A 21606-nucleotide genomic window follows, 5' to 3' on the forward strand; every position below is an offset into this window, starting at 1 on the left:
ATGACACGCATGGGGTCGCTGAGTAAGCAGTGACGGAAGAGTTGTGGCACATGGCCATTTCTTGCCGGTTAATTCAAGGCACGATTTTTGTTCGCGTACAAGCAAGCGTCGGCCCCGGTCGAGTACCGACCTCGCGCTTCACCAAGTACAGATGCGCGTACCGACCGTTCATTTCGAGCCGCGCGGAGTACCCCGACATCGAGACCGGAGGAATCGCGGCGTCCGCTACCTGCCCGACTCCGGGCCGGCACTCGCGAGAACAAGACGGCTCGCCCGACCACTCAGGCCCGTGGCGGCCCGGCCACGTCCCGCTCCGGCAGGAGGTCGCCTCCGCCCCTCCACTCCAGCCCTTGCCCAGCCTATCGAGATTCGATAGATTCCCATCGTGAATCGATGGAAGGGTGGGTCATGGGGAAGCTGACAGTGGGCGCGCTGCGCGTCGTGCTCGTGGTGGTGTTCGCGGGCACGGTGTTCGTGCAGGCCGGGATGGTGTGGGCGGTGGTCGGCGGGAGCGATCCGGAGGACGGGTCGCTCCCGTTGACCGCGCTGCGCGTGATCACGGCCCTGGGCATGCTGTCGGTCCAGGTCGCCCTGGTGTGTGTATGGCGGCTGGTGACGATGGTCCGGCGCGGAACCGTGTTCTCGCACAGGGCCTTCCGATCCGTGGACGTCCTGATCGGCGCGATCGTGGCGGCTGCCCTCGTGTGGTTCGCGGTCACGGCCGTCAATGCGCCGGGCCAGCGGGAGGATCCCGGCGTCAGCCTCATCATGGCCGGGGTCGGCGTGGCCATCCTCGGGGTCGCTCTCATCGTGCACGTGCTGCGGATGCTGCTCGCCCAGGCCGTGGCCCGCGATGTCGAAGCCACCCAGATGCAGGCCGAGTTGGACGAGGTCATCTGATGCCGATCGCCGTCGACATCGACGTGATGCTGGCCAGGCGGAAGATGTCCGTGGGCGAACTCGCGGACCGCGTGGGGATCACGCCCGCCAATCTGGCGGTGCTCAAGAACGGCCGCGCCAAGGCGGTGCGCTTCGCGACGCTCGCCGCGCTCTGCGAAGTCCTCGAGTGTCAGCCGGGCGACCTCCTGCGCTGGGAGGTAGAACACACCGAGGGCGAATGACCCACCGCCGGCCCACGGCTGCCACAGCCGCTTCAGCCCGCGGGCGTGCCGATCTGGTCACGTTCGAGCGCGGAGCGCAGCTCTGACAGGGCCTGGGCGGCGGCCGCCGTCGCGGAGCTGCCGAGAGCGCCTTCGAGCAGTTCCTTCAGACCGGTGGCGAAGGTCTTCTCGGCCGCGGCGAGGAGACGCGAGCCGTCTTCGGTGAGCTCCAGCAGGGAGGACCTGCGGTCCTCGGGGTTGGCCCGACGGACCATCCAACCCTGCTTCTCCAGACGGTCGATGCCCTTGCTGGTCGCGCCGACACCGATGGCGAACTCCGCGGCCAGATCGGCCACCCGGCAGCCGGGGCACTCCCGAAGGAAGCGCAGGAACTCGAACTGCGAGGTGACGATGCCGTGTTGCTGACGCAAGCGCTCGTTCAGCGCGTTGTACAGGCGCGTCTCGCAGCGAACGAGGTCGGCGAAGAAGCCCTGGAGGTCCGAGGCGTCATGCGCGTTTTTATATGCCATGGCATATACTGTAGAGGAAGATACATCGACGGGAGAAGCCGCGGATGAGCAAGGAACAACTCGCCAGGATCGACGCCCTCCTCCGCCGGCCCCACCCCGAGGGGGAGCGTTCCCCCGAGGAGTTGCGCGCCGGGTTCAGGGCCCTCATGGCACAGATGGTCGTGCCCGGCGACGTCCGGACCACGCAGACGACACTGGGCGGCCGCCCCGCCCTCCACGTCGAGCCGGACAGCGGGGCACGCCCCGGCACGATCCTGTACTTCCACGGGGGCGGCTTCGTCTTCGGCTCCCCCGAGACCGCGCTGTCACTGACCGCGCAGCTCATCTCCAGGACCGGCTTCGACTCCTACTCGGTGGACTACCGGCTTGCCCCCGAGCACCCGTTCCCGGCCGGCCTCCAGGACAACCTCCGGGCCTACCGCGCCCTTCTCGACAGCGGCCTCGACCCCACGGCCCTGGCGTTCGCAGGGGACTCCGCCGGCGGCGGTTTCTGCGTCACCACCGCCCTCGCCGCCCGCGACGCGGGCCTGCCGCTGCCCGCCGCGATGGTCCTCTTCTCCCCCGGCCTCGACGCCACCCGCACCGGGGAGAGCATGACGACCAAGGAAGGCATCGACCCGATCTTCACCCGGGCCGCCGTGGAGCGTACCGGGGCCATGTACCTCGCCGGCCAGGACCCCGCCCAGCCCCTGCTGAGCCCCGCCGTCCACGCCGACCTGACCGGCTTTCCCCCGATGCTCATCCAGGTGGGCACGAACGAGATCCTGCTCGACGACTCCACCCGGCTCGCCGCCCGGGCCCAGCAGGCGGGGGTCGACGTCATCCTCGACATCACCGCGGATGCCCCCCACGTCTTCCAGGCATTCGCCGGCGGCCAACTCGACGAAGCCGACCGGGCACTCGACCGCGCAGCCCTGTTCCTCACCCAGCACGTCCGCCCGGCTTGAGCGGTCCGCACGCCGACTGTCCGGAGCCGGTCATCAACCGGTGCCTAGGTTCGTTCCGGCTTGCGGGCGAGAAAGGTTGCGAAGGTCCGCTCCGCTCCTTCGCCGGGTTCCTCCACCAAGCGTGCGGTGAGGGCGAGCCCGGCCTGCTTCAGCAGTTCGGCGAGCCGGTCGGGCGGCAGCAGGTAGGACTCGTACGACACGGGATGCCCGCCGTACGCCTGGGTGGGGCGCAGGTGCTGGCCGGCTCCCACGTGGCCGGCCAGCATCAGACAGCCGCCCGGCGCGAGGGTGCGGTGGAACTCGGCGAACACCTGGGGCAGCAACGCCGGTGGGGTGTGGTGGGTGGAGTAGTACGCGAGGATGCCGCCGAGGCTGTCGTCCTCGATCGGGAGCTCGGTCATCGAGCCGACACCGAAACGCAGTTCCGGGTGGGCGCCCCGGGCCAGTTCGACCATGGCGGGCGACAGATCCATGCCGAACGCGGGTACTCCCCGCTCGGCGAGGTACGCCGTGACCTTGCCGGGCCCGCAGCCGAGGTCGGCGACGGGCCCGAGGTCGGCCGCGCACACCGTCTCCGCGAAGACGTTCAGCATCCCCCGCGACAGCGGGTCCAGCTCCGCCGGGGACTTCACGCGTACGACGTAGTCGGAGGCGACGGTGTCGTACGACTCACGGACGGCGACGAGGTAGGAGTGCTCAGGCATGCGGGCGACTCTAGTGAGGTCCCGCAGCCCACGTGATCGCTTTCCGGGGGCGGACGTTCATGGCACCGCCGGGGTGCGTCTGTCAGTCCTCGTCGCCGCCGCGTGGCGCGATCCGGAAGTCGAACGCGAGGGTTCCGGGATCGAGCGCCGTGGCTCCGCCGTCCACAGTGAGCACCGCGCCATTGACGTAGGACGCCGCCGGCGAGAGCAACCAGCTGATCGCTTCCGCGACTTCACGCGGCTCCCCCGCCCGCCCCATGGGCAGGATGCGGGTCGCCTCCTCGTACGCCGATTCCACACCGGGGTCCTTCAACTCCGCTTCCGCGGCGAAGCGCGCCATGCGCCGGTCGGCCATCTCGCTCCGCACCCAGCTGGGGCACACGGTGTTGGCGCGCAGCCCCTGCCGACCGTAGTCGACGGCGAGCGAACGGCAGAGCTGAAGGAGAGCGGCCTTGGACGTGGCGTACACCGCGTTGCCCACGCCGTTGCGCAGGGCGGACACCGATGCGACGGCGACCACGGATCCGCGAGCCTCCAGCAGGTGCGGGATCGCCGCGCGCAGGAGCAGGAGCGGACCGGTGACGTTGGTGCGCATCACCTCGTCCCAGTCCTCCAACGACAGATCACCGACCGCCCCGCTCCGACCGATGCCCGCGTTGAGGACCAGCCCGTCGAGTCGCCCGTATGCGGCTATGGCCGTGCGGACGAGGCCCTCGGCCGCCTCCGGGTCACCCACGTCGGACGGGTACGCCAGCGCACCGGTCTCCCGTTCCAGGCGTTCCAGCGGTTCGGGCCGTCGTCCGGAGACGACCACGCGATGGCCCCCCTCGCGGAGCAGTCGGGCGGTGGCCGCCCCGATGCCCGTGCCTCCGCCGGTCACGATCACAACTCGCCCGTCCGTCACTCCGGTTCGCCCTTCCGCCCTGGTGCACAACGAGCTTCCGATCGTAGAGGGGATCAACGGTCCGGCCGCTTGCCGTCGAGGCGGGGCCGTGAAGTTGGCCGACACCTTGCATGGGGCGCACGTCGGCCGCCCCACGGCCGTGACGTCGCCAAAGTGCAGTTCCTCCCCCTCGGAAGAGGCGGAGGAACCGCACATCGGGCTAGGGCCGGGGAGGCCGTCGCTGGTGGCGAGCGGCGTTCTGATCAGAACTGCAGCGCGTCCAGGAGCGTCTTGTTGTCCTCGCTCAGGGACAGGCGGCTTTCGACGGTCGGCGCGAAGTCGTTGTCGGAGAAACTCAGGTCCAATTCGTATCCGAACTTCCAGGTGTCGTCGCCGTGCGGCTGGATGTTCAGCCGCAAGTGACCCCCCTGCAGGGCGTCCCAGGTGAATCCCGGTCGCAGCTTCAGGGGGACGGGGTGGGTGCTCCCGTCCTTGAACTCCCCGAAGAACCCGGTCGCCGACGCGGCCACCCTGCTGCTGCGGTCCAGTACCTGGACGGTCAGCAGTGTGTCGTGGTCCTTGTTGTCGTCCAGGGTGAAGAACGTGATCGACGCGTCGGTCAGCGTCGCGCCCGTTGCGGCCGGGCTCTCGTGCGCCGAAGAGGCGCTGTGCGACGAGACCGTCGGCGATGCCGCGTTGGCCATGCCCGCCGATCCCAGGACGACGGCGAGAACGGCTGCGGCCGAAGCCACGGCCCGCCCCGTGGTGTTACGTGTCCTCATTGCGTTCCCCTCTGTGGATGTGGCGAGACGAAGTGACTGCTCGAAACTCATCCCGATCTCCGGTTTTCTTTCGTTGGCGTTGCGCATCGAGCCGGCTGGGGCCACTCCCCCGTGGTGTCTCTGCCGATCGATGGAACCCAGTATGTTGAGCGGTCGCGCGCCGCGGATCCGTAGACCTGACAGGCAATATGGGCGGCCCGTGAACAGCGGAAAGGGGCCGTGGCCGCCTTCCGGCAGCCACGACCCCCGCAATGCTCCGGCGTCAGGCAGGTAGTTCTGCCGATCCGCCGAGTTGCCGGATCAGCGCTCGGCGCGAGGACACGCCGAGTTTCCGGTAGACATTGCCCAGGTGGTAGTCCACCGTCCGTACGGACAGCAGGACTTCGGCCGCGATCTCCCGGCTCGTCCGCCCCTGAGCCGCCGCCCACGCGATCCGCCACTCCTGCGGTGTGAGCACGCCGAGCCCCGGATGCTCGGCACTCGGCAGGGTCCGCAGGCCCAGCACCGTCAGTTCGTGGCGGGCCTGCTGGGCCCACAGCGCCGAGTCGGCCGTCTCGAAGGTCGCCAGCGCCGCCGCGAGCGGTGCGGACGCGTCCTTCCTGCGTCTGGACCGGCGCAGCCACTGCCCTTGGCAGAGCAGGGTCCTTGCCCGCTCCAGCGGCTCGTCCACGTCGTCGTGCGCCTCCAGGGCAGCGGCGAACAAGGGCCCCGCGGCGGCGCCACGCGCCAGAAGCGCGCGGCATCGCAGTGCCGCCGCCCGCCTCCCCCGTCGTCCCGTCGTGGCGACCCCGGCGTCCAGCCGGTCCAGCACCCGCCGAGCCTCCGCAGCTCGTCCCGTCCGCACCAGCGCTTCGGCCAGATCGGCGGCCATGGGAACGACGGCCGGCTCGACGACTGCGCGCATCGCCGTGTCTGCCCGGCGCAGCTCGTCGACGGCGTCCGCCGCCCTGCCGCCGGCCAGCGCCACGAGACCCAGCGCGTACCGCACGCGCACCCCGGTCTCCAGGTCGTCGTCCGGGCACAGCCGCAGCGCCTCCTCGGCATGGGCCGCGCAGTCGTCCGCGCGGCCGAGCACCGCGGTGACGAGGGCGAGCGTCGCCCGGGAGGCGGCGATGGTGGTCGGCTGCGCCATCGCGTCGGCGATGCCGGCACATTCCAACGCGTCGGAGTACGCCATGAGCGGCCGCCCCAGGCGGATCTCCAGCTGGGCCCGCCGCCGCAGGCCGTATCCGAGGAGGGCGATGTCGCCGACGGCACGGGCACCGGCCACATCGCGCTCGACCATGCGCCGTGCCAGGGCGTACTCCTCGACGTACGTCAGCACCTCGGCCAGTTCGGCACACGCGCCGTTCGGCACGTGCCGCTCGCAGACCGCGACACACTCCCTGGCCAACTCGGCGCCGGCCGCCTGCCCGGCAAGCACCCGCGCCAGCGCCATCCGCACGGCTCCCTTGGGGAAGCCGGGGTCGGGGTGACCGTCCGGCGCGGTCAGCGCCATCACCTTCGCGCAGACCTCCAGCGTCGCCGCGACGTCCCACCTGGCCAGCGGCGCGTTCATGGCCAGACTGAGTATCCGGCCGGCCGCCAGCCGGTCCTGCGGTCCGGCGCCCGCGGCCTCCGCGACGAGCACGTCGAAGACGTCGCCGGTGCGTCCGCGCAGCACGGCATGGTAGGCGCGCTCTCCCAGCACCTGGATGCGTGCGGTGACGTCGTCGCCCGCGAGGGCCTCCGCCTGGTCGAGCAGGGCTTCGGAGTGGTCCAGCGCACCGGCGGCGGACCAGATCGTCGCCGCCGCGCACATCCGCTCGGCCCGCGGCCTCGCCGCGCCGGTGAGTTCGGCGGCCCGTTCCAGGGCAGTGGCCTGAGCGACGATCCCGCCGCGCCTGCGGGCCCGGTCGGCGGTCTCCACCAGCGCCACCGCGACCTGTTCGTCCGGGCCGACCGTCGCGCAGGCGAGGTGCCAGGCCCGCCGGTCCGCGTCCTTCGGTGAGGTGCACGCGTCGGCAAGGGCAGCGTGCGCCTTCCACCGTTCACCCGGCCCGGCCTGCGAGTAGACGGCCGACCTGATCAACGGGTGGCGGTAGGTCACCGTACGTCCGGTGATCTGCACGAGGCCGCTGACGGTGCCCTCGTCCAGCGCCACGAGATCGAGGCCGAGCGCTCCCAGCGCCCGCGCCACCACCTCCAGGTCCGCGCTCCCCGCCGCCGCACACACCAGCAGTGCCTGCCGCTGCCGGTCCGACATCGTCACCAGGGACGCGGCGAAGGCCCGTTGCAGCAGTTTCGTCGTCGGCAGCGGCTCCACCAGATCGCTGAGACTGTCCGCCGACTCCAGGGTCAGCACACGGGCCAGCTCGATGAGTGCGAGCGGGTTCCCCATGGTCAGGGCTGCCAGCCGTGCGCCGGCCAGGGGCGACACGTTCCCGCTGCGGGCCAGCAGTTCGAGGCCGGCCTGCTCGCTCAGGCCCTCCAGACGCAGTGTCTCGATACCGGGCGCCTCGAAGGGCGGTACCTCCCTCGTCGCGAACACGATCAGCACGGAATCCGCGAGCAACCGGCGTGCGGTGAACAACAGCGCTGCCGCCGAAGCGTCGTCGATCCAGTGCGCGTCGTCGATCAGACACAGCAGCGGTCGGCGCGCGGCCGCGGCGGTGAGCAGCGCGAGTGTCGCGGCGTAGATCGCATGCCGGTCGGCCGATGCGGGAGGGGTCCGAGCGCTGTCGGCGGGCTTCTGTGGAACGAGGAGCGTCAGGACATCGGCGTAGTACGCCGGAAGCTCCCCCAGCAGCGGTGACAGCGGCCCGATCAGCTCGCTCAGCGACGCGAGTGCCAGTTCCGACTCGAATTCGACGCCGACCGCCCGTACGACGGTGCACCCCTGCGCGTGCTCGGCGAGGTGGTCCAGCAGGGCCGTCTTGCCGATACCCGGCTCGCCCCGCAGCACGATGCTGCGCCCACGGCCCGCACGGGCTTCGTCCAACAACGCGGTCAAGTGGGCGCGTTCCGACTCTCGTCCGACGATTCGCATGACTCCCCAGACAGCCGTCCCCGCCGCTTCTCATGCTACGGACGGGCGGGCACCGGTGGAGCGGGTTGTCCGAGAACCGACGGAGGCCGGTCCGGACACCGTGCCTCGCTCGGCGGCCGTCCGGGCTGCCCTGGGCGGGCGACCCTCAATCCGGCCGGTGCCGCGGTCAGTTGTTGGGGTTGCTGATGGTCAGCGTGACCGGCTGGTCCTGAGTGACCGTGGTTCCGGCGCCGGGCTTGGACCCCGTGATGACCCAGTCGGTTTCGTCGACGGGGTCCTGGAGGGCGTCGTGGCCGTCGGGTGCGACCGCTTCGGTGAGGTGGAAGCAGAGCAGCGTGCCGGACACGGCATCGGAGAGTGCCATGCCGCTGACGGCCGGGACGGGCTGGGGCCACTTCTTCCCGGCGCAGGGCGAGCTCGAACCGGCGGCACCGGTGGTGTCGGCGGTTTTGGCGGGCGCCGGGCCGCTGCTTGAGCAGCCCGCGAGGAGCATCCCGGCGGCGAGCACGATGACAATGGTGCGGCTGTGGTTCATGAGACCCCCACGGTAAGCGAGCCGTGAGACCGCTGACCAGGCCTGCGCGGACCTGGTGTTCCCTTTTTGTTCGAGCGCCAGCCCGTCCGCCTCCGCGCTGTCGGGCGCCGACGCCGCGTTCGCGGTCCCCGTGCGGGCCGGCCAGGGGCGTGTTACGTCTGGCAGGTCGACTGTCCGTCATGAAGACGGGGCGTTGCGCAGGGGCAAGGCTGCTCGTGCTGATCGTCCCGTACGGCCTGACCTGGAGGATTGCCATGCCCGAGCTGTTCATCGCCGGCCGGTGGACGGCGGCCGCGGAAGGGCACAAGCGGGACATCAGGTGTCCCGCCGACGGCACCCTGGTCGCCCAGGTGGACGAGGCCGGCCCACAGGACGCAGCCGCCGCCGTGGCCGCCGCCCGGGACGCGTTCGACCGCGGCCCCTGGCCGCGCACGTCCGTCGCGGACCGCGCCGCGCTGCTGCTCCGCGTCGCCGACCTCCTCGTACGCGACAAGGCCGACTTCGCGCGGGCGGAGTCGCTCGACACGGGCAAGCGCCTGGTCGAGTCGGAGTACGACATGGACGACATCGCCAACTGCTTCCGCTACTTCGGCAACCTCGTCGCGGCGGGAGGCACGGACCGGGTCGTCGACACCGGCATCCCGACCGTCGACAGCCGTGTCGTCCACGAGCCGGTCGGTGTCTGCTCCCTGATCACGCCCTGGAACTACCCGCTGCTGCAGACCGCGTGGAAGGTCGCGCCCGCGCTCGGCGCGGGCAACAGCTTCGTCCTCAAGCCGAGCGAGCTGACACCGCACACCGCGATCATGCTGATGCGCCTGCTTCAGGAGGCCGGGCTTCCGGACGGGACCGCCAACCTGGTGCTCGGCTCCGGAGCGGTCGTCGGCGCCCCGCTGACCACGGATGAACGGGTCGATCTGGTCTCCTTCACCGGAGGTCTGGCCACCGGCCGGAGCATCATGGCGGCGGCCGCCGCCACCGTGAAGAAGGTCGCCCTCGAACTCGGCGGCAAGAACCCCAACATCGTCTTCGCCGACGCGGACTTCGACACCGCCGTGGACTACGCGCTCATGGCCGTCTTCCTGCACTCGGGGCAGGTCTGCTCGGCCGGTGCCCGGCTGCTGGTCGAGGACGAGCTGCACGACCGCTTCGTCCATGAACTCGCCGCGCGCGCCGGGCAGATCCGCTTGGGCGACCCCTTCGACGAGCACGCCCGCACCGGGCCCCTCATCTCCGCCGCGCACCGCGACAAGGTGGAGGCGTACGTCGCCGCCGGTGTCGCCGAAGGCGCCGTACTGCGGCTCGGCGGTGCCCGGCCCGACGACCCGGCGCTCGCGAACGGCTTCTACTACCCGCCCACCATCCTCGACGAATGCACCCCGCAGATGTCCGTCGTCCAGGACGAATCTTTCGGCCCGGTCGTCACGGTCGAGCGGTTCCGGGGTGAGGCCGAGGCCGTGGCACTCGCGAACGACACTGTCTACGGTCTGGCGGGCGCCGTGTGGACGACGGACCAGAGCCGGGCGCACCGGGTGGCCGACGGCCTGAAGGTCGGCACGGTCTGGATCAACGACTTCCATCCCTACGTCCCGCAGGCCGAGTGGGGCGGCATGAAGCAGTCAGGGGTGGGCCGCGAACTGGGCCCCGCCGGACTCGCCGAGTACAGCGAGGCCAAGCACATCTGGCGCAACACCGCGCCCGAACCGCAGCGCTGGTTCGACTGACCGACCACCGGCCCGCCCCTGCCCGTACGGAACGAGGAGACCTGTCATGGCGGACACCCCGCCCGGCCCGGACGAAGCGGCCAAGAGCGCGTCCTCGGACCAGGACGCGGCGCTCACCGAGCTGGGTTACAAGCCCGGTCTCAAGCGGACGCTCGGCAACTTCCACACCTTCGCCGCAGGCATCAGCTACATCTCGATCCTGACCGGCACCTTCCAGCTGTTCTACTTCGGCGTCAGCTTCGGCGGCCCCACCTACTGGTGGTCCTGGCCGATGGTCTTCCTCGGCCAGCTGATGGTGGCCCTGTGCTTCTGCGAACTGGCCGCCCGCTTCCCCGTCGCGGGCTCGGTCTACAACTGGTCCAAGCACTCCGGCGGCCCCCACGTCGGTTGGCTCGCGGGCTGGATGATGACGGTCGCGACGATGGTGTCGCTGGCCGCCGTGGCCCTCGCCTATCAGCTGACGCTCCCTCAGATCTCCAGTATTTTCCAGGTGATCGGGGACGGCACGGGCAAGTACGACAAGGCCGCCAACGCCGTTCTGCTCGGCTCGATCCTGATCCTCTTCACCACCCTGGTCAACGCGTTCGGCGTCAAGCTGATGGCCACCATCAACTCCGGGGGCGTCTTCATCGAGCTGGTCGCGGCCGTCGTCCTCATCGTGCTGCTCGCCGCGCACATCACCCGCGGCCCGAGCGCCATCGTCGACACCGGCGACTACGGACAGGGGCAGTCGCTCGGCTACCTCGGTGCGTTCCTCACCGCCTCGCTCGCCTCCGCCTACGTGATGTACGGCTTCGATACGGCGTCCTCGCTCGGCGAGGAGTCCGTCGACCCGTCCCGCAACGCCCCCCGCGCCATCCTGCGCGCGCTCATCGCCTCCTTCCTCCTCGGCGGCCTGATCCTGCTCTTCGCGCTGCTCGCCGCCCCCGACCTGCACGCGAAAGAGCTGTCCGTGGACGGCCTGCAGTACGTGGTGAAGGCAGCGCTCGGCAACACCGTCGGCGTGGTCGTGCTGTGGTGCGTCGTCATCGCCATCACCGTGTGCGCATTGTCGGTGCAGACCGCGGGGCTGCGGCTCGCGTTCGCGATGGCCCGCGACAACAACCTGCCGGGCGGCTCGAAACTGGCCCGGCTCAGCCCGCGGTTCCAGACCCCCGTGCTCGCCACGTGCCTGATCGGGCTCGTGGCCATCGTCATCCTGGTCGTCAACATCAACCAGCCGCAGATCTTCTCCGTCGTCACCAGCATCGCCATCGTGATGATCTACATCGCCTACCTGCTGGTGACGCTCCCCCTGCTGATCCAGCGGCTGCGCGGCCGCTGGACGACCGCCCCCGGCGGCTTCTCGCTGGGCCGGTTCGGGGTCCCGATCAACATCCTGGCCGTGCTCTGGGGCGCGGCCATGACCGTCAACCTGCTGTGGCCGCGCGCCGCGGTCTACAACGCCACCGGCCCGCAGCACTGGTATCTGCGCTGGGGCGGCGTCCTGTTCGTGGGCGTCGTCGGCGTCGGCGGCTTCCTCTACTACTGGTTCATCCAGCGCAAGCAGACCGGCGTGCTCGCCGAGCACTCGGCGGCGGGCCCGTCCGGGCCAATCAGCCACGGCGCACCGTAGGAGCGCACGCCAGACCGTACCGAGAAGGAGTGGACGTGGACGAGTTCGACTATGTGGTGGTCGGCGGCGGCACCGCCGGATGTGTGGTGGCCGCCCGGCTGAGCGAGGACCCGTCGGTCACGGTCTGCCTTCTGGAAGCAGGTCCGAGCGATGTCGGGGACGACAACGTGCTGCGCCTGGAGCGCTGGATGGGGCTGCTGGAGTCGGGCTACGACTGGGACTACCCCGTCGAACCGCAGGCGCACGGCAACAGCTTCATGCGGCACGCCCGCGCCCGGGTCCTGGGCGGCTGTTCCTCGCACAACTCCTGCATCGCCTTCTGGGCACCGGCCGAGGACCTCAACGCCTGGGAGGCGGCGGGCTGTTCGGGCTGGGGCGCGGACGACACCTTCCCGCTCTACCGGCGCCTGGAGACCAACGACGCGCCCGGCGACCACCACGGCCGCACCGGCCCCGTCAAGATCCGTACCGTCCAGCCCAACGACCCGTGCGGCAGCGCCGTCCTCCAGGCGTGCGCCCAGGCCGACATCCCCACCGCCTCCTTCAACAGCGGCACGACGGTCCTGCGGGGCGCGGGCTGGTTCCAGATCAACTCCGACGAGAACAACATGCGCCAGTCGGCGTCCGTCGCGTATCTGCATCCCGTGCTCGGCAAGCGCCCGAACCTGGAGGTGCGCACCGGGGTGCGCGCCAAGCGGCTCCTGATCGACGCCGACCGGCGCTGTACGGGAGCCGCCTACCTCGATCCGGACCTGGTCCACTCCCGTACGGTCACCGCGCGGCGCGAGACGATCGTCAGTTGCGGCGCGATCGACACGCCCAAGCTTCTGATGCTCTCGGGCATCGGGCCGGCCGAGCATCTGCGCGAGGTGGGTGTGGACCTGGTCCTGGACTCCCCGGGCGTGGGCGAGAACCTCCAGGACCATCCGGAGGGCGTCATCATGTGGGAGGCCAAGCAGCCCATGGTGACCACGTCCCAGCAGTGGTGGGAGATCGGCATTTTCGTCGACACCGTCCCGGACCTGGACCGGCCCGACCTGATGTTCCACTACGGCTCGATGCCGTTCGACATGAACACCTACCGGCGGGGCTACCCGACCAGCGAGAACGCGTTCTGCCTCACCCCCAACGTCACCCGCGCCCGATCACGCGGCACCGTGCGGCTGCGCACGCGCGACTTCCGTGACAAGCCGCGTGTCGACCCGCGTTACTTCACGGACGAGCACGATGTACGGGTGATGACCTACGGGCTGCGACTGGCCCGCCGGATCGCCGCACAGCCCGCGCTCGCTCCCTGGGCCGGGGCCGAGCTGGCGCCGGGGCCCGGCGTGCAGACCGACGACGAGCTGTTCGACTACATCGCCACGACGCACAACACCGTCTACCACCCGTCCTGCACCGTGAAGATGGGCGCGGACGACGACCGGAGCGCCCCGCTCGACGCCCGGCTGCGGGTCAAGGGCATCGAGGGCCTGCGGGTCGCCGACGGCTCGGCCATGCCGGACCTCGTCACCGTGAACCCGTGCATCACGACGATGATGATCGGCGAGAAGTGCGCGGACATGCTGAAGGAGGACGCCGCCCAGCGTTGATCAACTGGCGTGCAGAACAGCCGAGTTGACTGCCTGCCCCGGCCCTGTCCCGATCGGGACGGGGCCGCCGCCCTGCGTGTACGGGTCGATCCGCCCGCCCTCAGCGCGGGCCGGGCGCGGGAGGCGGTCCTTCCAGGGTGAGGAGGTAGCCGTTCGGCGTCCTGAGCTGCACCGTCCAGAATCCGGCCGGGTGCGCCTGGGGGCCCTTGAGGACCGAGAGTCCACGCCGCAACGCCAGGTCGTGCACCGCGTGGACGTCCACCACCTCGATCTGCCAGGCCAGATCCCACGGCGGGACGTTATATTCCGAGCTCTGCGGCTTGCGGACCCCGAACAGAACGGGCCCGCACCGCAAGGACGTGAAACCGGAATAGGTGATTTCGGCAGTGAACCCCAGCGCGGAATAGAAGCCCACCTCGGCCTCCAGATCAACTACCGGTAAAACAGGCAGAAGACGCTTGAACACACTGCCTCCACGATCCCAGCCCAAACCCCACCCCAGGGACCAGAAAGCTACCCCACCGCCCGCCCCCGAGAAGCACCAGCCCCGGCCGGCATGGTCCTCAAGATCACGCAAATACTGTCGTGCTCCTGCATTCTGCCGCGGTTCGGGGAGTCAGGACAGCGACGAGGAGTCCAGCCCGCCGGCCTCTCACCGGCACGCACGGCGCCACGGCGTGCGTGCCCGGTGGCCGCGCGGCACGGTCCACGAGCGCGATCAAGGCAGGACCGACCAACTTCCCTACGCAAGAGCGGAGTTCAGTCGGTCGTGGCCAGCTGCACCGCGGCGACCACGTCGGCGCGTGCGGGCGCCCCGGAGGCACGGCGGACGACACGGCCGGTGCGGTCGAGGACGAACACGGTAGGGGTGCGCATCACGTCGAGGCGCCGGACCAGGTCGAGCCGCGTCTCGGCGTCGATCTCCACGAGTCGTACGCCGGGCGTGACTGCGGCCACGTCCGCCAGCAGGCGCCGGGTGCCCGGGCACGCTGCACAGCGGGACGTCGAGAACTGCACCAGCGTCGCCCGCTCGCCGAGCGCCGCGCCCAGCTCAGCGGGGAGCAGTCGCGACGCGTCGCCCCGGCCCCCGGTCCGGAGCCTGCCGCCACTGCGGGCCCGAGCCGGCCCGAAGGCGGTCGCTGCCGCCAGCACGGCGACGGCCACGATCAGGCCGGTCGGATCACTCATGGCTGCTCCCCTCAGCCCTGGCTCAGCCGGGCCCGGCCGCGGATCGCGAGCAGGTAGACCTCGCAGCCCAGGCAGTAGCCGAAGGCGGCGTTCGAGAAGGCCGCCGCGAGAGCTGCCGCGCTCGCGGCGATGCCGAGCCAGGTGGCGCCCGACAGGTACCCCGCCGCCCCGATGACGGCGAAGCCCAGGCCGACGGCCTGCGCGAAGCGCGGCGGACGCTCGTCCTCCAGGTCCCGCGGCGGGCCGAGACGGGGTCGCACCAACCAGCGGAAGAGCCAGCCGTACGGGGACGAACGCAGACCCAGAACCGCGCCGAGGGCGAAGACGAGGGCCTGACAGGCGAGCAGCACACCACTGCCGGTGGCCAGGACCAGCAACAGGACGAGGGTCGTGAGCAGTGCGGCGAAACGCGGCCCACGCGGGTCGAGTCGGACGGGGACACCGGCGGTGCGGTCGGACATGGCGGACTCCGGGACGATACGAACGAATCCTGGCGCTACGAGCGTGCGGTCAGCAACACGCCGCGGACCACACCCGACCGAAGTCGATGTGAGCCCTGCCAACCAGGAACGTCGCGGAGAACATGCCGCCATTGCAACAGCCGCCCCCGCCACGGTCAATCACCGGCCACCTGCTGGACACCCGGCCCGGACCGGACAACCACCACGGCGATGTCCGGTGAGCACACCCGAGCGCACCATCGCACCGCACGGGCTCCACCACGGCACGGCTACGAACCGTGCGGCCGCGGACAGCCTTTTGCTCGCTGTCCACGGCCGCGCGCCGGTCGGTGACGTCGGTGCTGTCGGCGCTGTCGGTGATCAGCGCACGCGCACCGTCACCACCTCGGAGGAGTGCAGACGCACAGGGTGCTGGTCGTGCACGCCGGTCAGGCCGTACAGCACCGCCCGGAACCGGAGAGTGCCGCTGCGCGCGGACGTGCCCTGTGCCGTGACGCGCGCATCGCCCTTGACCGCGGCGCTGCACGTCTCCTGGTGCCACCCCTCGCCGAAGCCGTTCTCCTCAAGGCACAACTGATGCAGGTAGCCGGCGCTGTCGTCACCACCGTGCGCCTTGACCGTGATGGCCTTGCCGACCTGGGCCGTGTGCGGCGCCGCGATCTCCACAGCGCCCTTGGCCGATGCCGGCGCGGCTGCCAGAGTCACCGAGGACAGGCCCAGTGCCGCGGTGGCCATCCCGAGCGCACCGATCGCGGCCGGCCGACCGGCCCGCGTCTTCGTTCCGGTCTTGTCGGTCTTGTTCGTCCTGGTCATGGACTTCCCTTCCACGGGTCTCCACCTCTCGGCGAGACCCCGCCCCTCTGCGAAGGCGCCCAACGCGCCCTGCCGTCCGTCCAGATGGGCCTGCCGACCGACCCGTTGCACGCGACCCGCTCCGTTACACATCTACGACAAAACCCACCGGGCGCAGACCGTGCGGGCCGCCACCTCGGCAAGCAACAGACGTTCTGTGGCTGCGAGTTGACCGTCACGCAAGTCGCAGTCTCCGGCCCGTCGAGCGATCAGGCGACGCGGGGCGTCAGCGCTCCGGAGGCGTCGCGTCCTGCACGGGGAAGGCCATCATGCTGATACCGACGGGCACCGTGTCCGGCGTGTGCGGGGAACGAGCGGCGTCGTGCAGCTCCGCGGCGATCTCCGCGAGCCGTACGCGAATGTCCTCCCACGTACGGGGATCCACCCACAGCTCGGCATCGACGGTCACACCCTCGCCGCCCTCCGCACGCCGCCCGGCGCGTTCACGGAGTGAGTGCGCCAGAGTCTCCGCCAGCAGCGGGGCCCCCTCGCGCTGGTCGGACAGCGGCGAGCCGTGCACCGTCTTGTAGCGACGCTCCCTGCCGCCGCGACGAATGCGCTCCTCCGCGAGTTCGACCAGGCCGACCGCGTCAAGGCGCCGCAGGTGCTGGCTGGCCAGGGCATGCGAAATACCGAGTTCGCGGGCCAGTTCGGCAGCCGACAACGGCCCGGGCCACATGAGGTTGAGCATCTTCAGCCGTACGGGGTGGGCGAGGGCTCGCAGCACGGGGTCGGTCTCGGTCATGCGAGCCAGTAAAGCGCATGCGGCGGCCGCGAAACCCTACCCCCAATGAAATGATTGGGGGTAGGGTGCGGTCGGTCCGGTAACGGCATGGCGGGGGCGGCGCATGGGCTGGGGCACACTCAGGGTTCTTCGGGACCGCAACGCGGGCTTGTATCTGGGCGGGGTGATCGTCTCCGGGTTCGGCGATTCGGCGATGCTGCTCGCCGCGGGGATCTGGGTGAAGACGCTCACCGGCTCCAACAGCCTGGCCGCGCTCGTCGGGTTCTGCCTCTGGCTGCCGTCCTTCGCGGGACCCGCGATCGGCACCCTGGCCGACCGGCTGCGCCGCCGCCCGCTCCTGGTGTTCACCAGCCTCGCGCTCGCGGCCGTGACGACCGCTCCGCTCGCCGTGGAATCCCGTGGGGACATCTGGGTGCTGTTCGCCGTGCTCACCCTGGTCGGGACGGGCGGAGTGCTCACGGACGCGGCGGAAACGGCGTTGGTCAGCGGCGCCGTCCCGAGCGAATTGCGCGGGGACTTCAACGGGTTGGTCCGCACCGCGATCGAAAGCATGAAGCTGGTCGCTCCGCTCGCCGGTGCCGGTTTGTTCACCGTATGGGGAGGATCGGCGGTGGCACTGCTGGACGCGGTGACCTTCGCGCTGGCGGCAGTGGCCTTCGGCCTGCTCCGGGTCCGTGAACCGTGTTCCGGAGCCCGCCACCGACGGGCGTGGACCGCCGAGACCGCCGAGGGAGCACGGTACTTGTGGCGGCACCCGGCGCTTCGGCCGCTGGTCCTCGCCGGAGGGACCGCCATGGTGCTGTCCAGCCTGAGCAGCACGGCCACGTACGCCATGCTCGACGTCGGACTCCACCGGCCCCCGGCTTTCGCCGGCGCGCTCACCGCGCTGCAAGGGGCCGGGTCGATGGCCGGCGGACTGGCAGCGGGCGCGCTGATGCGCCGGATGCCCGAGCGCACCTTCGCGGCCGCCGGGCTGGCCCTCTTCGCCCTCGGCGTGCTGGCACGGGCCATTCCCTGGCTACCGGCCGTGCTCGCGGGCAGCCTGGCGATCGGAGTCGGCCTGCCCTGCCCACTGGTCGCGGCACTCACCGCGGTCCAACGCGAGACTCCGGACGAACTGCTCGGCCGAGTCGGCGCCACCGCCAACACCCTGCTGTACGCGCCCACGGGAATCGCCCTGCTCGTCGGAGCGGGAACAGTGGCCGGCCTCGACTACCGGGTGCAGACCGTCACCGCCGGTGGGCTCGGCCTGGCGGCGGCCGTCGCCCTCTTCGGCGCCGGCCGCACCCCACGCCCACTTGTCGCGTCCCCCCGCGTCGCACCACCCCCCTCGGCTCGTGACGCCCCGCGGCCGACGCCGCCCGATGTGAGGCATTCCGAGAGCTGACCGCGAACTGAATGCCCGTCAGGACCCCTTTGCCGTAAGGCATTTCGGGGCGTCCCCACGCCGGATCACTTTGGTTGGGGGCAGGTCGGCCGGTGGCACTGTCGGCTGCGCCGATCACAGAGCAGGGCTCGGACCGCCGGGCCGGAACCGCTCCACCCCTACGATGTGCCGCACCTTGACGGGACGCACGACCACCGCGACCCGCTCCTCCCCCGGCATGGTCCACTCGAAGCGTTCGCTGCCCAGGTACTTGCGGGCCAGGCCGTCCATCCGGTCGTGCGCCTCCTGACCGGTGATGAAGCGGGCCACCACACCACTGATCTGCACGCGGTCGAACGGGTCGGTGACGTCCGCGTGCGAGAGGTAGACACGGGGATCGCGGCGCAGGTTCTCCTCCTTCACCCGGCCCACCGAGGTGTTGAACGTCAGCTCTCCCTCACCTTCCAGATCCACCCACATCGGACTGACCTGCGGTGCTCCGTCGGCGAACACGGTTCCGACGTACCAGATGTTGGGGGCCTGCAGCCGGGCACGGACAGCGTCGTCGAATGTCACAGTCATCCAGGGAGGCTACCCACCATGATCGACGGGAAAGCCGGGCCGGGGCCACCGGCTGGAGAGCCCACCCCAAGGCGCAGTACGACGGTGGGCCGGGTGTGCGTCAGGAACGGGTGTCACCGCTCAGGACCCACAGATGGCCGAACGGGTCCTTCACCCGGCCCTGCCGCTTGCCGTAGGGGCGGTCCTCGATCGGGATGACGATCTCGCTGCCGAGCTGGGCCATCCGGTCCGCCGTGGCCGCCGGGTCGGGCAGGTCGATCTGGAGGAGCACGGGGGATCCGCCCACGGACAGCGGGTCGCACCATCCCCACTCCTCGACGCTCTGCGCCAGTGCGAAGGTGGCCGCCCCCAGGGAAATCTCGGCGTGCATCACGAGCCCCTGGTCATCGGCCACCCGCTCGGTCAGCGAAGCGCCCAGGGCCTTGGTGTAGAAGTCGATCGCGGCGTCGGCGTCGGAGACGAGCAGCTTGGGCTGGAGTTCATTGGTCATGACTCGATGGTCGCGAGCGAGCACCGCTTTCGCCTTGTAGATTTCGGCCTTCCTCCGCGAGCCAGGCAGTCGGCGTGGTCCGCATCAGGTCCTGGAAGTCGCGCACCAGGTGGCTCTGATCGTGGTAAGCGCTTTCGGCCGCGATCTCCGCCCAGGAACCGGCCCCCTCCCCCGCACGGCGAAGGGTGGCCGTGAGCCGGGCAACGCGTGAGGCGAACTTCGGGCTGATCCCCACCGCGCTCCCCATCACCTGCCGCAGGCGACGCGGGCTGAGGTGAACCTGTCGGGCCACGTCTTCGACCGGTACCTGCCCGTGGCCGCCGCGGATGACCCTGAGCGCCTCCACCGCATACGGGGAGACATCGGGCCGGCCGGCCCGTGCCAGGTGGTCGAGGAGCCGGTGACGCATGAGCACGACCCGCTGGTCGGCCGGCAGGTCCGCCAGCTCCTCGCTCAGGAGGCCCAGCCACGGCAGGAGCTCGTTGGCGTCGAGGCCGCCCGCGTCCACTTCGTTGAGGGGGACGCCGGTCAGCCGTTGGGTCGCCGCGGGTGAAAGTTCGACGTACACCATCGGCTGGTCGGGACGCAGGGTGAGGGAGGGGGTACCGGTACCAGGCCGCATCATGCCGGTGACCACGGCCTGCACGCGCCGGGCGTGGTCTCCGTAGCGGACGTCGATGGGGGTCCCGAGGCTCACGACGAGACGGCAGGACAGGACGGGGAGTGCCCGGTGCAGCCGAGGGGGGCCGGTGTGCTCACTTACGGCGACCACGCCGATCCCAGCGGCCTCGCATACCTGGCTCAACTCCACAGAGCCAGTGTCTCACCGGTGCCGGTCCCCCGCCGGAGATCGGCCGGTCCGCGGCTTCAACGGTCGGCTCGGGAATCCCCCTGCCTTGCGACTCCGCCGGTCCCGAACCGGCGCCGGAGGCGGACAACCGGTGAGAGGCAGCCGACGCCCCGACCGATGGCCCGGCGCGGCGGGCCCCGACGCGCACGCCCCACGGAGCCGGATGCGCCCAGACAGGCTCGGCGGGGGGCAGGGCGCGACTCGACCTGGACGGTGGCCCGCGCTGCTTCCAAGGCGGCAACAATGCCGAGAAGCAAGGGAGTTGAAGACTTGGGGGGCCGGAATGCTGACGGGGATCGTGATCGACGCGCTGGATGTCGCGCGCATGGAACGCTTCTGGCAGGAGGCTACTCAGGGCCGGACGAACGGCCTCCGACTTCGGTGCGTCCCGACCTCCACACCCAAGCCGACGTTGAAGAACCGGGTTCACCTCGACTTGGCCGGCGGACCGGACTGGGAGGCCGAGGTGGCCCGCCTCATCAACCTCGGCGCGAGGCGGGCCGACATCGGCCAGGGAGACGTCCCTTGGGACGTACTGGCCGACCCGGAAGGCAATGAGCTGTGTGTGCTGCGCCCCGGTCATCCCGGCGTTCGCGCCGACTCGGGGCTCGTGGCCATCTGCCTCGACGTCGCGGAGGAGGACGGCTACGCGCAGTCGGCCTTCTGGCAGGCACAGGCGGACTGGCGCGCCGTCGAGGCCCTTCCCGGGGGCACCCGGCTGCGCCGGAAATCCACCAGTGCGGTCTCCCTCGTGATGGGCCCGCCGGCGGCCCCGAAAGCGGAACGGAACCGCCTGCGCCTGGAGGTCACGCGCCCCGGCGGGAAGCCCGGTGAGTACCGCGACCCCGGCGGCAATGAGTTCCACATCCGGCGCTGACAACGCATCAGGCGCGGCACCCCTGAGCGAGCAGGGACGGCGACCAACCCAGGACGTGACCCGTGTCACATGAAGACCGGAGGGTACCCGGCCGTCGTGGGCGTGCGGAAGGCATGCCCCTGATGGGCCGGGAGGGGACCAAATGACTGGCCGGGAAGCGGACTTGAAGTCACAGCGGCGGTGGACCGACAAGTGGTGGGTCGTGGGGTTGTGGGCGCTGGTCGTCGGCGTCGCGATACGCCTGCTCTTCCGCGGGCTCGCCGACTGGGTGGCCATCGTGGCAGCTTCCGCGTTCTACGCGATCATCTTCACCGCGATGATGCGTCGCCGCCAGCGGTCGGACGCCCGCGCGACAGGGCTGGAGACCGATGACGTACCGGTCCTGGAACGGCGCATCCGCCGCGGAACCGTCCCCGACGACCCCGCTCTGCGTCAGTCCATGCTCCGGCTGGTGCGGCGGCGCCTGAAGCTGATGCACAGCAAAGTGAAGTGGGTCTTCCCTGCCATGCTGGCGGTGTTCGTCGGTCTTGGCGTGTTGTTCCTGGTCCACGGTGGCGTCGTGGCAGGCGTCGTATCGATGCTGTGCGGTGCCGGATTCGTCGGTGGAATGTGGTGGATGCGCCGAACCAACATCGGCCGCTACCAGCGGATGGAGCGTCAACTGACGCAGCGCCCGGAGTCCCGTGCCGCCACGAGCCCGCAGCGGGACCGCGAGCAAGCAGCCTGAAGGGCGGGTTCACTGTCGGCCGGTACCG

23 protein-coding genes are annotated in these 21606 nt (G+C 70.6%); 9 read left to right on the forward strand and 14 right to left on the reverse strand.

Going from position 1 to position 21606, the window contains the following annotated elements; translation table 11 throughout:
• Positions 1 to 408 precede the first annotated feature (408 nt).
• Positions 409 to 900, forward strand: a complete 492-nt coding sequence (locus tag IE267_RS09255) for a DUF2975 domain-containing protein (protein ID WP_189762790.1) — start codon at positions 409 to 411, stop codon at positions 898 to 900.
• The gene (locus IE267_RS09260; protein WP_161250757.1) at positions 900 to 1121 is read left to right on the forward strand and encodes a helix-turn-helix domain-containing protein; all 222 of its coding nucleotides are present in this window, start codon (positions 900 to 902) and stop codon (positions 1119 to 1121) included. Before IE267_RS09255 ends, IE267_RS09260 begins: the two co-directional genes overlap by 1 nt.
• Positions 1122 to 1153: 32 nt before the next feature.
• Here IE267_RS09260 and IE267_RS09265 read toward each other — a convergent pair whose 3' ends face one another.
• The gene (locus tag IE267_RS09265; protein WP_189762791.1) at positions 1154 to 1630 is read right to left on the reverse strand and encodes a MarR family winged helix-turn-helix transcriptional regulator; all 477 of its coding nucleotides are present in this window, start codon (positions 1628 to 1630) and stop codon (positions 1154 to 1156) included.
• A 44-nt stretch (positions 1631 to 1674) separates the two neighbouring features.
• Between IE267_RS09265 and IE267_RS09270 the strand changes: the two genes are divergently transcribed.
• Entirely contained in the window at positions 1675 to 2577 is a 903-nt protein-coding gene (locus tag IE267_RS09270; RefSeq protein WP_189762792.1) for an alpha/beta hydrolase, read from the forward strand.
• Between the two features lie 44 nt (positions 2578 to 2621).
• Here the strand turns inward: IE267_RS09270 and IE267_RS09275 are convergent, their stop codons facing one another.
• From IE267_RS09275 to IE267_RS09295, 5 genes are all read right to left on the reverse strand, one after another.
• Positions 2622 to 3281: a class I SAM-dependent methyltransferase gene (locus tag IE267_RS09275; protein ID WP_189762793.1), complete on the reverse strand. Its 660-nt coding sequence runs from the start codon at positions 3279 to 3281 to the stop codon at positions 2622 to 2624.
• 82 nt (positions 3282 to 3363) lie between these two features.
• Entirely contained in the window at positions 3364 to 4185 is an 822-nt protein-coding gene (locus IE267_RS09280) for an SDR family NAD(P)-dependent oxidoreductase (protein WP_167160915.1), read from the reverse strand.
• Positions 4186 to 4427: 242 nt separating this feature from the next.
• Positions 4428 to 4946 (reverse strand): hypothetical protein, encoded by a 519-nt coding sequence (locus tag IE267_RS09285; RefSeq protein ID WP_189762794.1) that lies wholly within the window; start codon positions 4944 to 4946, stop codon positions 4428 to 4430.
• A gap of 262 nt (positions 4947 to 5208) precedes the next feature.
• On the reverse strand, positions 5209 to 7974 hold the full coding sequence (locus IE267_RS40110; RefSeq protein WP_268251534.1) for a LuxR family transcriptional regulator: 2766 nt from the start codon (positions 7972 to 7974) through the stop codon (positions 5209 to 5211).
• A gap of 166 nt (positions 7975 to 8140) precedes the next feature.
• Positions 8141 to 8509: a hypothetical protein gene (locus IE267_RS09295; protein WP_167160909.1), complete on the reverse strand. Its 369-nt coding sequence runs from the start codon at positions 8507 to 8509 to the stop codon at positions 8141 to 8143.
• Between the two features lie 254 nt (positions 8510 to 8763).
• Between IE267_RS09295 and IE267_RS09300 the strand changes: the two genes are divergently transcribed.
• From IE267_RS09300 to IE267_RS09310, 3 genes are read left to right on the forward strand one after another with little or no spacing between them, the layout of a single operon-like run.
• Complete coding sequence (locus IE267_RS09300; protein ID WP_189763013.1) at positions 8764 to 10233, forward strand: aldehyde dehydrogenase family protein; 1470 nt, start codon at positions 8764 to 8766, stop codon at positions 10231 to 10233.
• Between the two features lie 46 nt (positions 10234 to 10279).
• A complete protein-coding gene (locus IE267_RS09305) occupies positions 10280 to 11848 on the forward strand; it encodes an APC family permease (RefSeq protein WP_189762796.1) in 1569 nt (522 codons plus the stop codon).
• 29 nt (positions 11849 to 11877) lie between these two features.
• Positions 11878 to 13440, forward strand: a complete 1563-nt coding sequence (locus IE267_RS09310; protein WP_167160905.1) for a GMC family oxidoreductase — start codon at positions 11878 to 11880, stop codon at positions 13438 to 13440.
• Between the two features lie 100 nt (positions 13441 to 13540).
• Here IE267_RS09310 and IE267_RS09315 read toward each other — a convergent pair whose 3' ends face one another.
• The 5 genes from IE267_RS09315 to IE267_RS09335 form a co-directional block, all read right to left on the reverse strand.
• Positions 13541 to 13906 (reverse strand): VOC family protein, encoded by a 366-nt coding sequence (locus tag IE267_RS09315; RefSeq protein WP_189762797.1) that lies wholly within the window; start codon positions 13904 to 13906, stop codon positions 13541 to 13543.
• Positions 13907 to 14199: 293 nt separating this feature from the next.
• Positions 14200 to 14628, reverse strand: coding sequence for a TlpA family protein disulfide reductase (locus IE267_RS09320; RefSeq protein WP_189762798.1), 429 nt, complete (start codon positions 14626 to 14628; stop codon positions 14200 to 14202).
• 11 nt (positions 14629 to 14639) lie between these two features.
• Positions 14640 to 15089, reverse strand: a complete 450-nt coding sequence (locus tag IE267_RS09325) for a DUF4395 domain-containing protein (RefSeq protein ID WP_189762799.1) — start codon at positions 15087 to 15089, stop codon at positions 14640 to 14642.
• Positions 15090 to 15449: 360 nt separating this feature from the next.
• Positions 15450 to 15902, reverse strand: coding sequence for a hypothetical protein (locus IE267_RS09330; protein ID WP_189762800.1), 453 nt, complete (start codon positions 15900 to 15902; stop codon positions 15450 to 15452).
• 265 nt (positions 15903 to 16167) lie between these two features.
• Complete coding sequence (locus IE267_RS09335) at positions 16168 to 16686, reverse strand: ArsR/SmtB family transcription factor (RefSeq protein ID WP_167160896.1); 519 nt, start codon at positions 16684 to 16686, stop codon at positions 16168 to 16170.
• 103 nt (positions 16687 to 16789) lie between these two features.
• Between IE267_RS09335 and IE267_RS09340 the strand changes: the two genes are divergently transcribed.
• Positions 16790 to 18073: an MFS transporter gene (locus IE267_RS09340; RefSeq protein WP_189762801.1), complete on the forward strand. Its 1284-nt coding sequence runs from the start codon at positions 16790 to 16792 to the stop codon at positions 18071 to 18073.
• Between the two features lie 114 nt (positions 18074 to 18187).
• On the opposite strand, the gene IE267_RS09345 is transcribed toward IE267_RS09340, so the two are convergent.
• The 3 genes from IE267_RS09345 to IE267_RS09355 form a co-directional block, all read right to left on the reverse strand.
• Entirely contained in the window at positions 18188 to 18634 is a 447-nt protein-coding gene (locus tag IE267_RS09345; protein ID WP_161245443.1) for a TIGR03618 family F420-dependent PPOX class oxidoreductase, read from the reverse strand.
• Positions 18635 to 18734: 100 nt separating this feature from the next.
• Positions 18735 to 19124, reverse strand: coding sequence for a VOC family protein (locus tag IE267_RS09350; RefSeq protein ID WP_161245442.1), 390 nt, complete (start codon positions 19122 to 19124; stop codon positions 18735 to 18737).
• Complete coding sequence (locus IE267_RS09355; protein ID WP_229860894.1) at positions 19114 to 19821, reverse strand: helix-turn-helix domain-containing protein; 708 nt, start codon at positions 19819 to 19821, stop codon at positions 19114 to 19116. The genes IE267_RS09350 and IE267_RS09355 overlap by 11 nt, the downstream gene beginning before the upstream one ends.
• A gap of 436 nt (positions 19822 to 20257) precedes the next feature.
• On the opposite strand from IE267_RS09355, the gene IE267_RS09360 reads away from it, so the two are divergent.
• Complete coding sequence (locus IE267_RS09360) at positions 20258 to 20851, forward strand: VOC family protein (RefSeq protein ID WP_189762802.1); 594 nt, start codon at positions 20258 to 20260, stop codon at positions 20849 to 20851.
• A gap of 142 nt (positions 20852 to 20993) precedes the next feature.
• Complete coding sequence (locus tag IE267_RS09365; protein WP_189762803.1) at positions 20994 to 21578, forward strand: hypothetical protein; 585 nt, start codon at positions 20994 to 20996, stop codon at positions 21576 to 21578.
• The last annotated feature ends 28 nt before the right edge of the window (positions 21579 to 21606 follow it).

Source organism: Streptomyces xanthochromogenes, assembly GCF_014650455.1.
In the GTDB taxonomy this organism is placed as follows: domain Bacteria; phylum Actinomycetota; class Actinomycetes; order Streptomycetales; family Streptomycetaceae; genus Streptomyces; species Streptomyces xanthochromogenes.

Coding starts and splice junctions, on each gene's coding strand:
- IE267_RS09255 (WP_189762790.1), top strand. CDS start 409: ATGGGGAAGCTGACAGTGGGCGCGCTGCGCGTCGTGCTCGTGGTGGTG.
- IE267_RS09260 (WP_161250757.1), top strand. CDS start 900: ATGCCGATCGCCGTCGACATCGACGTGATGCTGGCCAGGCGGAAGATG.
- IE267_RS09265 (WP_189762791.1), bottom strand. CDS start 1,630: ATGGCATATAAAAACGCGCATGACGCCTCGGACCTCCAGGGCTTCTTC.
- IE267_RS09270 (WP_189762792.1), top strand. CDS start 1,675: ATGAGCAAGGAACAACTCGCCAGGATCGACGCCCTCCTCCGCCGGCCC.
- IE267_RS09275 (WP_189762793.1), bottom strand. CDS start 3,281: ATGCCTGAGCACTCCTACCTCGTCGCCGTCCGTGAGTCGTACGACACC.
- IE267_RS09285 (WP_189762794.1), bottom strand. CDS start 4,946: ATGAGGACACGTAACACCACGGGGCGGGCCGTGGCTTCGGCCGCAGCC.
- IE267_RS40110 (WP_268251534.1), bottom strand. CDS start 7,974: ATGCGAATCGTCGGACGAGAGTCGGAACGCGCCCACTTGACCGCGTTG.
- IE267_RS09295 (WP_167160909.1), bottom strand. CDS start 8,509: ATGAACCACAGCCGCACCATTGTCATCGTGCTCGCCGCCGGGATGCTC.
- IE267_RS09300 (WP_189763013.1), top strand. CDS start 8,764: ATGCCCGAGCTGTTCATCGCCGGCCGGTGGACGGCGGCCGCGGAAGGG.
- IE267_RS09305 (WP_189762796.1), top strand. CDS start 10,280: ATGGCGGACACCCCGCCCGGCCCGGACGAAGCGGCCAAGAGCGCGTCC.
- IE267_RS09320 (WP_189762798.1), bottom strand. CDS start 14,628: ATGAGTGATCCGACCGGCCTGATCGTGGCCGTCGCCGTGCTGGCGGCA.
- IE267_RS09325 (WP_189762799.1), bottom strand. CDS start 15,089: ATGTCCGACCGCACCGCCGGTGTCCCCGTCCGACTCGACCCGCGTGGG.
- IE267_RS09330 (WP_189762800.1), bottom strand. CDS start 15,902: ATGACCAGGACGAACAAGACCGACAAGACCGGAACGAAGACGCGGGCC.
- IE267_RS09335 (WP_167160896.1), bottom strand. CDS start 16,686: ATGACCGAGACCGACCCCGTGCTGCGAGCCCTCGCCCACCCCGTACGG.
- IE267_RS09340 (WP_189762801.1), top strand. CDS start 16,790: ATGGGCTGGGGCACACTCAGGGTTCTTCGGGACCGCAACGCGGGCTTG.
- IE267_RS09345 (WP_161245443.1), bottom strand. CDS start 18,634: ATGACTGTGACATTCGACGACGCTGTCCGTGCCCGGCTGCAGGCCCCC.
- IE267_RS09350 (WP_161245442.1), bottom strand. CDS start 19,124: ATGACCAATGAACTCCAGCCCAAGCTGCTCGTCTCCGACGCCGACGCC.
- IE267_RS09360 (WP_189762802.1), top strand. CDS start 20,258: ATGCTGACGGGGATCGTGATCGACGCGCTGGATGTCGCGCGCATGGAA.
- IE267_RS09365 (WP_189762803.1), top strand. CDS start 20,994: ATGACTGGCCGGGAAGCGGACTTGAAGTCACAGCGGCGGTGGACCGAC.